Annotated in this window: 14 protein-coding genes; 3 read left to right on the forward strand and 11 right to left on the reverse strand. The window is 59.4% G+C overall.

Features of this window, described 5'->3' with window-relative positions:
• The first annotated feature begins 96 nt into the window (after positions 1 to 96).
• The gene (locus FW800_RS00655; RefSeq protein WP_005785822.1) at positions 97 to 1,005 is read left to right on the forward strand and encodes a LysR family transcriptional regulator; all 909 of its coding nucleotides are present in this window, start codon (positions 97 to 99) and stop codon (positions 1,003 to 1,005) included.
• On the opposite strand, the gene FW800_RS00660 is transcribed toward FW800_RS00655, so the two are convergent.
• The 9 genes from FW800_RS00660 to FW800_RS00700 form a co-directional block, all read right to left on the reverse strand.
• A complete protein-coding gene (locus FW800_RS00660) occupies positions 1,002 to 1,487 on the reverse strand; it encodes a DoxX family protein (protein WP_032877338.1) in 486 nt (161 codons plus the stop codon). The genes FW800_RS00655 and FW800_RS00660 overlap by 4 nt on opposite strands.
• Positions 1,484 to 2,260 (reverse strand): HvfC/BufC N-terminal domain-containing protein, encoded by a 777-nt coding sequence (locus tag FW800_RS00665; protein WP_248128129.1) that lies wholly within the window; start codon positions 2,258 to 2,260, stop codon positions 1,484 to 1,486. The genes FW800_RS00660 and FW800_RS00665 overlap by 4 nt, the downstream gene beginning before the upstream one ends.
• The gene (gene bufB, locus FW800_RS00670; RefSeq protein ID WP_148852407.1) at positions 2,257 to 3,135 is read right to left on the reverse strand and encodes an MNIO family bufferin maturase; all 879 of its coding nucleotides are present in this window, start codon (positions 3,133 to 3,135) and stop codon (positions 2,257 to 2,259) included. The genes FW800_RS00665 and bufB overlap by 4 nt, the downstream gene beginning before the upstream one ends.
• Before the next feature lie 23 nt (positions 3,136 to 3,158).
• A complete protein-coding gene (locus FW800_RS00675; protein ID WP_032877335.1) occupies positions 3,159 to 3,455 on the reverse strand; it encodes a BufA1 family periplasmic bufferin-type metallophore in 297 nt (98 codons plus the stop codon).
• A 239-nt stretch (positions 3,456 to 3,694) separates the two neighbouring features.
• On the reverse strand, positions 3,695 to 4,396 hold the full coding sequence (locus FW800_RS00680; RefSeq protein WP_005785830.1) for an ABC transporter ATP-binding protein: 702 nt from the start codon (positions 4,394 to 4,396) through the stop codon (positions 3,695 to 3,697).
• Between the two features lies 1 nt (position 4,397).
• On the reverse strand, positions 4,398 to 5,165 hold the full coding sequence (gene livG, locus FW800_RS00685; protein WP_446436764.1) for a high-affinity branched-chain amino acid ABC transporter ATP-binding protein LivG: 768 nt from the start codon (positions 5,163 to 5,165) through the stop codon (positions 4,398 to 4,400).
• Complete coding sequence (locus FW800_RS00690; RefSeq protein ID WP_446436765.1) at positions 5,162 to 6,415, reverse strand: high-affinity branched-chain amino acid ABC transporter permease LivM; 1,254 nt, start codon at positions 6,413 to 6,415, stop codon at positions 5,162 to 5,164. The genes livG and FW800_RS00690 overlap by 4 nt, the downstream gene beginning before the upstream one ends.
• Entirely contained in the window at positions 6,412 to 7,335 is a 924-nt protein-coding gene (livH, locus tag FW800_RS00695) for a high-affinity branched-chain amino acid ABC transporter permease LivH (RefSeq protein ID WP_003193535.1), read from the reverse strand. Before livH ends, FW800_RS00690 begins: the two co-directional genes overlap by 4 nt.
• A 227-nt stretch (positions 7,336 to 7,562) precedes the next feature.
• Complete coding sequence (locus FW800_RS00700; RefSeq protein WP_032877333.1) at positions 7,563 to 8,690, reverse strand: branched-chain amino acid ABC transporter substrate-binding protein; 1,128 nt, start codon at positions 8,688 to 8,690, stop codon at positions 7,563 to 7,565.
• A gap of 341 nt (positions 8,691 to 9,031) precedes the next feature.
• On the opposite strand from FW800_RS00700, the gene FW800_RS00705 reads away from it, so the two are divergent.
• Positions 9,032 to 9,334: a DUF2288 domain-containing protein gene (locus FW800_RS00705; protein WP_446436766.1), complete on the forward strand. Its 303-nt coding sequence runs from the start codon at positions 9,032 to 9,034 to the stop codon at positions 9,332 to 9,334.
• A gap of 228 nt (positions 9,335 to 9,562) precedes the next feature.
• Here the strand turns inward: FW800_RS00705 and FW800_RS00710 are convergent, their stop codons facing one another.
• Complete coding sequence (locus tag FW800_RS00710; protein WP_446436876.1) at positions 9,563 to 11,827, reverse strand: putative bifunctional diguanylate cyclase/phosphodiesterase; 2,265 nt, start codon at positions 11,825 to 11,827, stop codon at positions 9,563 to 9,565.
• Positions 11,828 to 11,965: 138 nt separating this feature from the next.
• Positions 11,966 to 12,334, reverse strand: a complete 369-nt coding sequence (locus FW800_RS00715; RefSeq protein WP_032803342.1) for a YkgJ family cysteine cluster protein — start codon at positions 12,332 to 12,334, stop codon at positions 11,966 to 11,968.
• A gap of 252 nt (positions 12,335 to 12,586) precedes the next feature.
• Between FW800_RS00715 and FW800_RS00720 the strand changes: the two genes are divergently transcribed.
• A complete protein-coding gene (locus FW800_RS00720) occupies positions 12,587 to 13,933 on the forward strand; it encodes a spinster family MFS transporter (RefSeq protein WP_446436767.1) in 1,347 nt (448 codons plus the stop codon).
• Positions 13,934 to 13,946 lie beyond the last annotated feature (13 nt).

The following is a 13,946-nucleotide window of genomic DNA, read 5'->3' on the forward strand; positions in this document are numbered from 1 at the left end:
CCTCCAGGGGATTAACTGAAGGTCCAGTCTAGTGTGGCTTTTCAAGCGAATAAACGCGCTAATAGGCAACCTTTGGTTTTCAAATGGAAACAATCCATGAGCGAAATGGATGATCTGGCAGCCTTTGCTGTGCTGATCGAAGCGGGCAGTTTCACCGTGGCGGCCGAACAGCTGGGCTGCAGCAAAGGGCAGTTGTCCAAGCGCATCAGCCAGTTGGAAGCGCAGTTTGCCGTGGTGCTGTTGCACCGCACCACCCGCAAGCTCAGCCTCACCGCGGCCGGCGCGGCGTTGCTGCCCCAGGCACAAGCGCTGGTGGTACAGGTAGAACGCGCGCGGCAGGCGTTGGCGCGGCTCAAGGATGATTTGGCCGGCCCTGTGCGTATGACCGTTCCGGTGTCGCTGGGCGAAACCTTCTTCGATGGCTTGTTGCTGGAGTTTTCCCGGCAATATCCGCAGGTGCAGATCGAGCTGGAGCTTAACAACAGCTACCGAGACTTGGCGCGCGATGGCTTTGACTTGGGCGTGCGCGCGGCTGCCATCGAAAATGAACGCCTGGTCGCCAAGCCTTTACTGGCCTGGCACGAGGTGACCTGCGCCAGCCCGGCGTATCTGGAGCAGCATGGCGAACCGCTGACCCCGGCGGACCTGTCGACACACAGCTGCTTGCTCAACAGTCACTACAGCGGTCGTGAGGAGTGGTTGTATCACCAGCAGCATGAATTACTGCGAGTGCGGGTGAGCGGCACGTTTGCCTCCAACCATTACAACCTGCTGAAAAAAGCCGCCCTGGTGGGCGCCGGTATCGCCCGCCTGCCGTCCTACGTGTTGCCGACGGAGTTGGCCGAGGGGCGATTGCGCTGGATCCTGCGCGACTATCAGACACGCCGAATGCCGATGTACCTGGTTCATCCCTACCAGGGTGGCCTGCCGAGACGCACCCAGGTGCTGGCCGATTACCTGGTGGATTGGTTCCGGCGCAGCGGCGAGGCGCTGGATCGGCTTTAACGCAAGCGACGGGCCATCAGGTGGTCGATGGACAAGCGGCCTGGCCCCTTGGCGAGCAACAGCAACAACAGCGCGAGCCAGGTGCCGTGCGTGGGGTAGGCGTCAGGGTAGACGAACAACTGAATGGTCAAGGTCATGCCGATCAGGGCCAGGGCCGAGAAGCGTGTGGCAAACCCCAGCAGGATCAATACCGGGAAAAAGTGCTCGGCAAAGGTTGCCAGGTACGCGGCCACCTCCGGCGGCACCAGGGGCAACTGATATTCGCTGCGAAACAACCAGAGTGTCGAGGCGGCGAGCTTGGGTTCACCGACTTGGAATGTGCCGCTGATCACGTCAATGGCAAAGCCTTCGACCTTGGTCTGCCCGGATTTCCAGAACACTGCGGCAATGGAGAAACGCGCAATAAACGCGATCAGGCTGTAGGGGATTTTTTCAAACAGTGCGACGGTTCGTTTTACCAGGCACGGAGCGGGAGTGTTCATGGCGATACCTTGGGTGGCAGATGCAAATGAGTAATGGCGTCGTGGCTGATCAGCAGCGTGAGACATTGGTGCAAGTCGAATTCGGCTGAGGCTTCAAGGGCGTCAGCGATGGCCAACTCCAGCCCGGCGCCTTGGTTGAGGCGGTTGATAAACGTCACCGAGCCGCTGTCGATGGCGAACACCTTGACCGCCAACCCGTGGCGCAGGACCAGCGCGCCTTGGGCGTACCATGGGTTCAAGGTGGCGATAACCCCGTCGGTCTGGTGCGCAGCCCAAACCGACACGATCGCGTAGGGAGATTCCAATGTTTCGAGGGATGGATGCAGTCGCACCCGCAATTGCCCCAGCTGCGCGCAGCCTTGCAGTTGTTGGAGCACGCTGTGCTGATCCAGTGCCTGGCGATCCGACGCGTGATAAGCCCGAACCCGCAGGCGCTCCAGCCGAGCGATATCTGCCAGGTATGGCACGCTTGAGGCCGGTTCGAAGCGCTGGATAAACGCTGCCAACGTGCTGCCGTATTCGCTGATCAAAGGGCTGGTGGGCGGGTGAGCCTGGACATACAGGCTGGCCATGGCGTGGAAAAACTCATCGCCAACCAGTTGCCGCGTCACCGGATAGGCGGCGACGAGCGCATTTATCAACGCGCTGTGGACATTATTGCGATACACCGCGAAGCGACTCGCCGGGTCGGCCCCGTTGCTGCTGAACACCTCCTCGGGGCAGGTTGCGTCCGGCGTCAGCAGCGCGTGGGCGAATGCCTGTTGAAGGCTCATCGGGCCACCTGCGACAAATAGCTTTCAGCCTGCCGGGCTTCGGCCTGCAATACGCTGAAGGGCGGCACCTGGTTATCCCGCTCGATCAACGTAGCTACCGGACCGGTCCGCGCCAGCACGTGCTCGTACAGTTGCCACACGGCGTTATCGATAGGCGCGCCGTGGTCATCGATCAGCAGGCGGTCGCCCAGGCTGTCTGTGTCTTCGGCAAAGCCGGCCAGATGAATCTCTCCCACTGCGTGCAAGGGCAGGGCGTCGATGTAGGCCGATGGATCGCGCTGGTGATTGATGCAGGATACGTAGACGTTGTTGACGTCGAGCAGCAGGCCGCAACCGGTACGGCGGATGACCTCGCTGATGAAGTCGGTTTCATCCAGGGTAGAGCGCTGGAACTGCAGGTAGGTCGAGGGATTCTCCAGCAGCATCGGCCGCTTGAGTGTGCTCTGCACCTGGTCAACATGTGCGCACACTCGGCTCAGGGTGGTGGCGTCGTAAGCCAGCGGCAGCAAGTCGTTGAGAAACACCGGGCCGTGGCTGGACCAGGCCAGGTGTTCGGAAAAAGACTGGGGTTGATAGCGCTCGATCAACGTCGCCAAGCGTGCCAAGTGTTCGCGATCCAGGGCACCTTCGCCGCCGATGGACAGGCCCACGCCGTGCAACGACAGCGGGTACTGCTCACGGATCAATCCCAGGTAGTGATGAAACGGGCCACCGGCCACCATGTAGTTTTCGGCGTGTACTTCAAAAAAACCGATATCGGGGCCGGTCTCAAGCACTTGGGTGAAGTGCTCGGTCTTCAACCCCAGCCCGGCCCGCAAGGGCAGGCCGGGCACCTGAGTCGGTGAGACCGTGTAAGGGGATGTAGGCGTCATCATCAGTACTCAGGCTGCACAAGGTTTCAGGATTTGGCAGTGAATTCGGTTTCCTGGCCGAAGCCGGTCGGCGAGGTGGTGCTTGGGGTCTTGGTGCAGGTACCGGCGGGGACCAGCTTCCAGGCATTGGCCTGGTCCTTGGTTTTGGAGGTGCCGGCGCAAGAGGTGCCGGCGCCTGCGGCGCAATCGTTCTTGCCGGCTTCAGCCACGCCGAAGCATTTCTGCATGTCATCGGCTGCGTGGGCAGTGGTGCTCAGGGCGGACAGGCTCAGGGCCGAACCCAGGGCGAGGACGAGGGTGGCGGCGGACAGTTTGGTGGTCATGGTGTGTCTCCAGCAGTGGTCGAATGCGCAGGCTTGATTGCCTGCTTGCACCACTAGAGAGAGGGGGATTGAGTTCGTTACAAAACCAGTCGAATTTTTTTCAAGTTACGCAAAACAAAATGTGGGAGGGGGCTTGCTCCCGATGACAGTGTGTCAGGCACAGGACATGTGACTGATATACCGTTATCGGGGGCAAGCCCCCTCCCACATTTAGATCCAGTTTACTCAGTAACCGGGTCTTAACCTCCCAGATATGCCTCTCGCACCTTCGGGTCCGTCAGCAGTTGCTCGCCAGTGCCCTGCATCACCACCCGGCCGTTTTCCAGCACATAGGCCCGGTCAGCGATTTTCAATGCCTGGTTGGCGTTTTGCTCCACCAAAAACACCGTCACCCCGTCCTTGCGCAGCTGTTCGATGATATCGAAGATCTGCTGGATGATGATCGGTGCCAGGCCCAGGGAGGGCTCGTCCAGCAGCAACAGCTTGGGCTTGCTCATCAGCGCCCGGCCGATGGCGAGCATTTGCTGCTCGCCGCCCGACATGGTGCCGCCGCGCTGGCTGAAGCGTTCCTTGAGGCGGGGGAACAGGTGCAGCACCTTGTCCATCTGTTCCTGGTAGTCGCCCTTGTCGGTGAAGAACCCGCCCATGGCCAGGTTCTCTTCCACGGTGAGGCGCGAGAACACGCGGCGGCCTTCCGGTACCACGGCAATGCTCTTGCGCATGATTTCGGCGCAGTGCCTGCCCACCAGCTCTTCACCCATGTAGCGGATGCTGCCGCTGTAGGCTTGCGGCGAACCGCACAGGGTCATCAGCAAGGTCGATTTGCCGGCACCGTTGGCGCCGATCAGGGTGACGATCTCACCCTGGCGCACTTCGACATTGACGTCGTGCAGGGCCTGGATCTTGCCGTAGAACGTGGAAACGTTTTCGAACTGCAGCATTTTACGCTTCCCCCAGATAGGCTTTGATCACTTCAGGATTGTCGCGGATCTGCTCCGGCGTGCCGTCGGCCAGCGGCGTGCCCTGGTTGATCACCACAATATGGTCGGAAATGCTCATGACCAGTTTCATGTCGTGTTCGATCAACAGCACCGTGGCGTTGTTTTCCTCACGCAGCACGCTGATCAGCGCCTTGAGGTCTTCGGTTTCCTTGGGGTTCAGGCCCGCGGCAGGTTCGTCGAGCATGAGGATCCGCGGGCGGGTCATCATGCAACGGGCGATTTCCAGGCGACGCTGCTGGCCGTAGGCGAGGGTGCCTGCCGGGCGGTTGGCAAACTCGGTCAGGTTGACCTTGTCCAGCCAGTACGCCGCGTATTCCATGGCCTCGTGCTCGCTCTTGCGGAACGCTGGGGTCTTGAACAGGCCCGCGAAGAAGTTGGTGTTCAAGTGACGATGCTGGGCGATCAACAGATTCTCGACTGCGGTCATGTCCTTGAACAACCGCACGTTCTGGAAGGTACGCACCACGCCCTTGCGAGCGATCTCGTGACCCGCCAGGCCCTGGATCGGTTGGCCGTCCAGCAGGATGCTGCCGCCGCTCGGCTTGTAGAAGCCGGTGAGGCAGTTGAACACCGTGGTCTTGCCGGCACCGTTGGGGCCGATCAGCGCCACGACCTGTTTCTCTTTCACGGTCAGGGCCACGCCATTGACCGCCAGCAAGCCGCCGAAGCGCATGCTCAAGTTTTCAACTTTCAGGATCTCGCGGCTCATTTGCGCAGCTCCATGTGTGGACGTTGCATGGGCAGCAGGCCTTGAGGACGCCAGATCATCATCAGCACCATCATGGCGCCGAACATCAACATGCGGTATTCGCTGAACTCACGCATCATTTCCGGCAGCAGGATCATCACGATCGCCGCCAGGATCACGCCCAGTTGCGAGCCCATGCCACCCAATACCACGATGGCGAGAATGATCGCCGACTCGATAAAGGTGAACGACTCCGGGGTCACCAGGCCCTGGCGCGCGGCGAAGAAGCTGCCGGCGAAACCGGCGAACGCGGCGCCCAGGGTGAACGCGGAAAGCTTGATGATGGTCGGGTTCAGGCCCAGGGCACGGCAGGCGATTTCATCTTCGCGCAACGCTTCCCACGCACGGCCGATGGGCATGCGCAGCAAACGGTTGATCACGAACAGTGCCGCCAACGCCAATAGCAGCGCCACCAGGTACAGGAACACCACTTTGCTGACCGGGTTGTAGGCGATCCCGAAGTACTCGTGGAAGGTCTGCATGCCTTCGGCGGCGGTGCGGTCGAACGACAGCCCGAAGAACGTTGGCTTGGGAATGCTGCTGATACCGTTGGGCCCACCGGTGATATCGGTGAGGTTACGCAGGAACAGGCGGATGATCTCACCGAAGCCCAGGGTCACGATGGCCAGGTAGTCACCGCGCAGGCGCAGCACCGGGAAGCCCAGCAGAAAGCCGAACGTCGCCGCCGCCATGCCGGCCAGCGGCAGGCAGATCCAGAAGCTCCAGCCCAGGTAGTGCGAGAGCAGCGCGTAGGTGTAGGCACCCACGGCGTAAAAGCCCACGTAACCAAGGTCGAGCAGGCCGGCCAGGCCCACCACGATGTTCAGGCCCAGGCCCAGCAACACGTAGATCAGGATCAGCGTCGCAATGTCGACCGCACCGCGTGAGCCGAAGAACGGCCAGATCAGCGCGGCGATAATCAGGCCGATGATGATGTAGCGCTGGGTGCGCGGCAGGGTCAGGAATTGGCTGACCTTGGGCGACACCAACGGAGCACGGTTGCCCTTGAACAAGGCACCGACCTGCTGGGTGAACAGCACGCGCAGAAACATCAGCACCGAACACAAGGCGATGACGGTCATGGTGACGGGCCCGGTGCCATGCACTTCCAGATTGATGCCGACAATGCTCAGCTTGAGGCCGAGTACCGGGAAGGCCACAGCCCACACCAGCAAGGCGCTGAAAAACGCCGATTTAAGATATCTGCTCATACTTTCTCAACCTCCGGACGGCCCAGGATGCCGGTCGGACGGAACAACAGCACCAGAACCAACAGGCCGAACGCGACGACGTCCTTGTACTGGTCACCGAAGATATCGGCGCCAAAGGCTTCGGCCACACCCAGCACCAGCCCGCCGAGCATGGCGCCCGGAATGCTGCCGATGCCGCCCAATACCGCTGCGGTAAAGGCCTTGAGGCCCACCAGGAAACCGGCGTTGGGGTTGATCACGCCGTATTGCATGCTCAGCAACACGGCCGCCACGGCCGCCAGCGCAGCACCAATGACGAAGGTCAGGGCGATGATGTTGTTGGTGTTGATGCCCAGCAGGTTGGCCATCTTGATGTCTTCGGCGCAGGCCCGGCAGGCGCGCCCCAGACGGGAGCGGGAAATGAACAGGGTCAGGCCCAGCATGGCCACCAGGGTGACGACGAAGACCAGGATCTGCATGTACGAAATCAGCACTTCTTGTGCGCCACCTGGGCCGAAGGAGATGCTCCCCGGGATCAGGTTGGGAATGGACTTGTCCTTGGAGTCCTGGGACAGCAATACGGTGTTCTGCAGGAAAATCGACATGCCGATGGCGGAAATCAGCGGGATCAAACGGTTGCTGCCACGCAAGGGACGGTAGGCAACCCGCTCGATACTGTAGCCATAGGCACTGGTCACGATGATCGATGCCAGGAACGCAGCGGTCATCAACAGCGGCAGGGAGTGGATCCCCATCATGGCCAGCCCGGCAAGGGCGATGAAGGCCACATAGGAACCAATCATGTATACCTCGCCATGGGCGAAGTTGATCATTCCAATGATGCCGTAAACCATTGTGTAGCCAATGGCTATCAAGGCATAGGTGCTGCCAATGGTCAGGCCATTAACCAGCTGTTGGAAAAAATGATAGATCTCAGGCATTACAGCGCTCCTAAAAACCCGATACGCATTTCACTGGTGGAGTCATTTCCGGCTCGGTGCCCTGTTCTGTGACCAGGTTGCACGAAGCGTTTGCCAGCGAACCGCTGGTGACGGTTTTAAGATTTTCAGGTGAGCCAGCGCCCGGATCGCGGGTGACATGGCCCATAAACCTCGTAAAACAAAGCCCACTGCTTGCACAGTGGGCTTGTTGACCAGTAACGCCTGGCTTACTGAGGGGAAACTTCGGTTTTTGGTTTACCGAAGTGCCATTCGTAGACCACGAACTTGAAGTCCTTCAGGTCGCCCTTGGCGTCGAAGCTCAGGTCGCCGGTAGGGGTCTTGAAGGTGCCGGCGTGGATGGCTTCAGCCACTTTGGCGGTGTCTTCGCTCTTCGCGGCAGCGATACCGCCGGCGATGACTTCAACCGCGGAGTACGCCGGGAACACGAACGGACCGGTTGGGTCCTGCTTGTTCTTGGTGAACTCTTCAACGATGGCTTTGTTGGCAGGGTCGGTGTCGAAGGATTTCGGCAGGGTCACCAGCAGGCCTTCGGAAGCGCCCTGGGCGATTTGCGAGATGGAGTCGTTGCCGACACCTTCTGGGCCCATGAACTTGGCGTTCAGGCCTTTTTCCTTGGCCTGGCGCAGGATCAGGCCCAGCTCAGGGTGGTAGCCGCCGTAGTAGACGAAGTCGACGTTGGCTTGCTTGAGTTTCTGGATGATCGAGGAGAAGTCCTTGTCGCCGGCGTTCAAGCCTTCGAAGACGGCAACCTTGGTGCCTTTTTCTTCGAGGGTCTTTTTCACGGCGGTAGCGATGCCTTCACCGTACTGCTGTTTGTCGTGCAGTACCGCAACGATTTTCGGTTTCACGTGGTCGGCGATGTAGTTGCCGGCTGCCGGGCCTTGTGCGCTGTCCAGACCAATGGTGCGGAAAATCAGCTTGTAGCCACGGGAAGTGATTTCAGGGCTGGTGGCAGCCGGGGTAATCATGATGACGCCTTCGTCTTCATAAATATCCGACGCTGGCTGAGTGGAGCTGGAGCAGAGGTGACCGACTACGAACTTGACACCGTCATTGACCACTTTGTTGGCTACGGCGACCGCTTGTTTTGGATCGCAAGCGTCGTCGTATTCCTTGGCTTCAAGCATTTTGCCATCCACGCCGCCCTTGGCGTTGATGTCCTTGATGGCTTGCTTGGCACCCATGAATTGCATGTCGCCGTATTGCGTTACCGGACCGGTCTTGGGACCGGCGATGCCGATCTTGATGGTGTCGGCTGCGAACGAATGGCCGGCAACCCCAGCCAGGACCATAGCGGCAAACAGTTTGGAAATCTGCTTAGTAGCCTTATTCATAGTGCTCCACTCTTACTGTTGTATTTTTTATAGTTCTAGCGGCCTTGTGAGCTGCAGAACCGGATCAGATATCGCGGATATCCCCCCGGTATTGCCCTGGCAACTGTACCGGTACAGTGTAGAGCGCCGGTTGATCAATTGAAAAGCTGGCAACGGGGGGCAAAACCTGAGCGTGTCGCTTAAATGAAAGAAAAAGACAGAATTGCGGCGGGCTTACACCCGTTTTCAAGGTGTTCCCTGGCTTTCCCGGCCCTTTCAATCGCTACCTCATTTGCTACTGGGTTTTTCTGCCTGAGTCAGAAGGCTATGATTGCGCCGATTTTTTACTCAGGTGAACTCCCATGACGCAAGAACCTAGCACCCTCTATGCCAAGCTGCTCGGTGAAACCGCTGAAATTTCCTGGAAGGAGCTTGAGCCGTTCTTTGCCAAGGGTGCCCTATTGTGGGTCGATGCCGGACTGGATTTGATCGAAGCGGCCGAGGGAATGGCTGAAGACAACCGTGACAAAGTCGCCGCCTGGCTGGCTTCAAGGAGCCTTGGCGAAGTGTCTGCAACGCGGGCATTGGACTTGGTGGAGCGTGATCCAAGCCTGTGGGCGGTGGTGGTCTCGCCTTGGATTCTGATCCAGGAAAGGGCGGCGTAAGAATGGAGTGCGCGAAAAAGGTGCGCCTTTTCTGTCCCCATAAGTGTGTAGCGGAGTAACCGCGTTGCCAGTGATGGCACCTTGCCGTAGAGAAAGGTCACAGCCTAGGGTGACGTAAACGTCACGGGAACAGTTCAGGCCGCCGGGAAACCGCTGAAGAATTGTTTCCATGTGTGCCATGGCACTGGCGATTGCAGTCGTCGCACCACCAGCATTCTGATTTGGGCTTCAGCGAATTGGCCTGACAATAGACGGCGGGCAGATTCGCGCTGGCGCAGGATCTTTGGTGGGCGTGCTGTCTTTATTGCCTTCCACGCTGAAGGGGTAGAGCGGATTGCGCATCGCAATGCCTTGCATCACACCGATGATGTCGTTGAACGGCACCGCCGGGCTGAGCAGGTAACCCTGGATGAAGTCACAGTCGTGCTTGAGCAATAGCTCAAACTGCGCCTGGGTTTCCACGCCTTCGGTCACCACCTGCAAGTGCAGGGTGTGGGCCATGCCGATAATCGCCTGGACGATTTCGCTGTCTGCGGTGGATTTGGGGATGTCCTGGATAAACGAGCGATCAATCTTCAAGGTGTTAAGCGGCAGGCGCTTGAGATAGGCCAGGGATGAGTAGCCGGTGCCGAAATCATCGATCGCCAGGGAGACCCCCAGGGCGCGGATTTGTCGCAACAGCGCCAGGGTGCTGCTGATATTGCCCATCAGCGCATTTTCGGTGACTTCCAGCTCCAGGCGGTTGGCCGCCACGCCGGCAAAGCGCAGGGCGTCTTCGATTTCATCGGCCAGTTCGTCCCGCGCCAGGTTCAGGGCCGAGCAGTTCACGGCCATGGTCAGCTCGGTGTAGCCCCGGTCAGACAACAGGCTCAGGTCGTGACAGGCCTGGCGCAATACCCAGTGGTCCAAGTCGGCGATCAGCCCATTGTTCTCGGCGATCCCGATAAACCGGTCCGGGGCCAGCAACCCATGCTGGGGATGTTCCCAGCGCACCAGTGCCTCAAGACGCGTGACCTTGCCCAGTTTCATGTCGAAGATCGGTTGATAGAACAACACCAGTTCGGTGCGTGCGCGCAATGCGGCACGAAGCTCCTCTTCCAGTTGCAGTTCCAGGGAGGCGCGGGTTTTCAGGTTGGAACTGAAGAAGTTCAGGCTGTTGCGCCCGGTGTCCTTGGATTGGTACAGCGCCAGGTCGGCGGTCTTCAGCAGTTCTTCGCAGGTGTGGCCATCGTCGGGGAACAGGCTGATACCAATGCTGGTAGTCATCACCATGCGGCGGCCGGCCAGTTCGATGGGTTCTTTCATTTTCTGCATGATGCGCTGGGCCATGTGCCGCGCTTCGTCACGGTGATGGATATTGATCAGGATGCAGAACTCATCGCCGCCAAACCGTGCGACCACATCCTCACGGCTACGTATCGAGCCCTTGATATGCCCGGCCAGCACCGTGAGCAACTGGTCGCCAGCGTCATGGCCGAGGCTGTCATTGATGCGCTTGAAGTGGTCAATGTCGAGGAAAATCACCGCCATCATGCCTTGGCTTCGGGTTTTTTCTGCAACTTTCTCCGCGAAGATCTGATTGAAACCACGGCGGTTGAGCAAGTTGGTCAACGCGTCAAAATGGGCCACTTGTTGCAGTGAGGCGCGGGCCTGGTCGAGTTCGCTGAGCAGCGCATTGACCCGGCGCAGGTCACGCTCCTTGTGCTGCAGTTTTTTGTCTGCCAGAGCTGCGCTGACACCGCTGCCGATCACCAAGAGGGTAATCACCGCCACCGACAGGCCCAGTTGAATCGGATTGTTGTCCACCGGCAACGACAAGTCCGCGCCGCTGGGTACCAACATTTGCATGGCCGCCATGCCGGTGAAGTGCATGCTCAGGATCCCCGCGCCAAGAACCAGGCTGGCGGCGTACTTGAGCAGTTGGTGAAACACCCCGGCACCGTTGCGCAGGTAACTGGACAGCAGCAACGCCGCCAGGCTGGCAACGATGGCAATCGCCACCGAGGCCATGAACAACCGCGATTCAAAGTACACCTGCGCCTGGGAGCGCATCGCCGCCATGCCCACGTAATGCATCAGCGCGATGCCCAGCCCTATCCATACCGAAGCCAGCAGGTATTGGTGCAAACGCAGATGGGCATGACTGAGGGTTTTCATGGCGAACAGCGAGGCGATCAGGGCGATCAACAGCGAGGCAAACGTCGTGAGCAATTCGTAATGAATGGCGATTGGGGCCTGGAAGGCCAGCATACTGATGAAATGGGTCGACCAGATCCCGCCCGCCAGGCAGCCCGCTCCCAGCCAGCGCCAGTGGCGGCGGGCGGTGGGGTCTTCTACATGGCCGACGCGTTCGGCCATGTCCAGGGTGCCGAACCCCGCTGCGCAGGCAACCAGGTACGCCAGTAGCACCAGAAAGGGGTTATGACTGCAATTGAGCAATAAATGCCCGCTGTCTGGAAGGTCGGTGAAAAAATACTGGCCCAGCCATTCCATAGCGTATCCCGTCATAGAGCCACGTCACTGCCAGAGGCGATGACCTACCATGTCGAGTATAGAAGCCTCATGGGATTTGCCATGGGTAATGGCATTTTGATCTCAATTAATTTGTCATGCTGTGCATAGCGTTTGGTGCTAAGCGCTGATGGGCAGGTCCAGTTCAAACGGCGGAGCTTGCAAAGGGGCCAGGCCGAAGGCAGCACGGGCAGCATCGCAATCAACGTTCTGCACACCCTGGCTCCAGGAAGCATCGAACTCGCGACACGGGCTCGAACGTTGTGCATAGATCGAGCAACTGGTGCTTTTGCCCACTTCGCCCTCAAGGCTGCAACAGCGCGCAGGTTTTTGATCGGTGCCGATCATTGCCACCCGGGTCGGGTTGATCTGCACCACCAGATCATCGGGCACCGTGCCCCCGGATGAGGCGCACTCACCCCAAAAGAAAGACACGCGAAAGTGTGAACAGCAGGCACCGCAATTCAGACACGGACTGGCTTCGGACATGGGCGTCATCAATAAGAAAGTAGGTTGGGGGTGTTACAGGAAGGCTCGCCATTCTATCCGTGCCATGGCCGTTGGGAAGGGGGGCGCGCACTTATATTTTTGTGGGACAAATCCCCGTGTTACCGGGTGAAATCATGCCCTATCAGCTTTACGAATCATTACAGACAACCCCGCCTCAGCTGACTATGTTGCAGGTACCGGGCAGGATGCATCGGGCATCGTAGCGCTCATAACAATAAAAGAGACGGACCCATGCAGAACTCGACCCAAGCGGCGAATGCCTGGCGCATTCTGTTCCTGCTGTTCCTGGCCAATCTGTTCAACTTCTTCGATCGCACCATCCCCGCGATCATCATCGAGCCGATCCGCATGGAATGGCACCTGAGCGACTTTCAGCTCGGTATCATCGGCACCGCCTTTACCATCGTCTACGCCCTTGCCGGCCTGCCGCTCGGGCGACTGGCCGACACCGGCTCGCGCAGCAAATTGATGGGCTGGGGCCTGTTTGCCTGGAGCGGGCTGACGGCGGTCAATGGCATGGTCGGGAGTTTCTGGACCTTCCTGCTGGTGCGCATGGGCATCGGCATCGGGGAAGCCAGCTATGCGCCGGCCGCCAATTCACTGATCGGCGACCTGTTCCCCGCCCACCGCCGCGCGCGGGCCATGGGGATTTTCATGCTTGGTTTGCCGTTGGGGCTGCTGCTGGCGTTTTTCACCATTGGCGCGATGGTCAAGACGTTTGATAGCTGGCGTGCCCCATTCTTTATCGCCGCCGTGCCCGGAATGATCCTGGCGGTGTTCATGTTCTATATCAAAGAGCCTAAACGCGGCGCGGCGGAAACCGTGCAAGTGTCCCAGGAGCGTGTCGACCGCCCGATCCGCCGCGTACTGGCGGTGCCGACCTTCCTGTGGCTGGTGCTGGCCGGGTTGTGCTTTAACTTTGCCACGTATGCGTGCAACTCGTTCCTGGTGCCGATGCTGCAACGCTATTTCCTCCTGCCATTGCAGGACGCGGCCGTCGCCACCGGTGTGATCGTCGGCTTGACCGGTCTGGTGGGCTTGACCCTGGGTGGCTGGATTGCCGACAAGATCCATCAGCGGGTCGCCAACGGCCGTCTGCTGTTTGCCGCGTGCAGCTTGATCATCTCCACGGTGACTACCGCCTGGGCCTTGCATGCCGGGCGTATCGAAATTGGCGTGTTTGTCGCGCTGTTCAGTGTGGGCTGGCTGTTTGCCTACAATTTCTATACCTGCGTGTACACCGCGATCCAGGACGTGGTCGAACCGCGCCTGCGCGCTACGGCCATGGCGCTATTCTTTGCAGGCCTGTATTTGCTCGGCGGTGGCATGGGGCCGGTGGTGGTCGGGGCGCTGTCCGATCACTTTGCCCATTCGGCAATGTATGCGGCCGGGGCAGAGCAAATGACTGAGGCGTATAAAGCCGTGGGGTTGCATGACGCCATGTACCTGATTCCGGTGGCGCTGTTCTTGACCATGCTGTTTCTGTTTCAGGCCTCGCGCAGTTTTGTGCGTGATGCCAAGCGCATGAAGGATGGGTTGAGTGCGGTTGAGGTGCCGGCGGCTGCCGCTACAGCTTGAGACCGAGTACATA

It is taken from the genome of Pseudomonas sp. 910_23 (assembly GCF_052850795.1).

Bases quoted from the DNA above. Each gene is read 5' to 3' on its own strand.
- FW800_RS00655 (WP_005785822.1), top strand. From the start codon at position 97: ATGAGCGAAATGGATGATCTGGCAGCCTTTGCTGTGCTGATCGAAGCG.
- FW800_RS00660 (WP_032877338.1), bottom strand. From the start codon at position 1,487: ATGAACACTCCCGCTCCGTGCCTGGTAAAACGAACCGTCGCACTGTTT.
- FW800_RS00665 (WP_248128129.1), bottom strand. From the start codon at position 2,260: ATGAGCCTTCAACAGGCATTCGCCCACGCGCTGCTGACGCCGGACGCA.
- bufB (WP_148852407.1), bottom strand. From the start codon at position 3,135: ATGATGACGCCTACATCCCCTTACACGGTCTCACCGACTCAGGTGCCC.
- FW800_RS00675 (WP_032877335.1), bottom strand. From the start codon at position 3,455: ATGACCACCAAACTGTCCGCCGCCACCCTCGTCCTCGCCCTGGGTTCG.
- FW800_RS00680 (WP_005785830.1), bottom strand. From the start codon at position 4,396: ATGCTGCAGTTCGAAAACGTTTCCACGTTCTACGGCAAGATCCAGGCC.
- livG (WP_446436764.1), bottom strand. From the start codon at position 5,165: ATGAGCCGCGAGATCCTGAAAGTTGAAAACTTGAGCATGCGCTTCGGC.
- FW800_RS00690 (WP_446436765.1), bottom strand. From the start codon at position 6,415: ATGAGCAGATATCTTAAATCGGCGTTTTTCAGCGCCTTGCTGGTGTGG.
- livH (WP_003193535.1), bottom strand. From the start codon at position 7,335: ATGCCTGAGATCTATCATTTTTTCCAACAGCTGGTTAATGGCCTGACC.
- FW800_RS00700 (WP_032877333.1), bottom strand. From the start codon at position 8,690: ATGAATAAGGCTACTAAGCAGATTTCCAAACTGTTTGCCGCTATGGTC.
- FW800_RS00705 (WP_446436766.1), top strand. From the start codon at position 9,032: ATGACGCAAGAACCTAGCACCCTCTATGCCAAGCTGCTCGGTGAAACC.
- FW800_RS00710 (WP_446436876.1), bottom strand. From the start codon at position 11,827: ATGGAATGGCTGGGCCAGTATTTTTTCACCGACCTTCCAGACAGCGGG.
- FW800_RS00715 (WP_032803342.1), bottom strand. From the start codon at position 12,334: ATGTCCGAAGCCAGTCCGTGTCTGAATTGCGGTGCCTGCTGTTCACAC.
- FW800_RS00720 (WP_446436767.1), top strand. From the start codon at position 12,587: ATGCAGAACTCGACCCAAGCGGCGAATGCCTGGCGCATTCTGTTCCTG.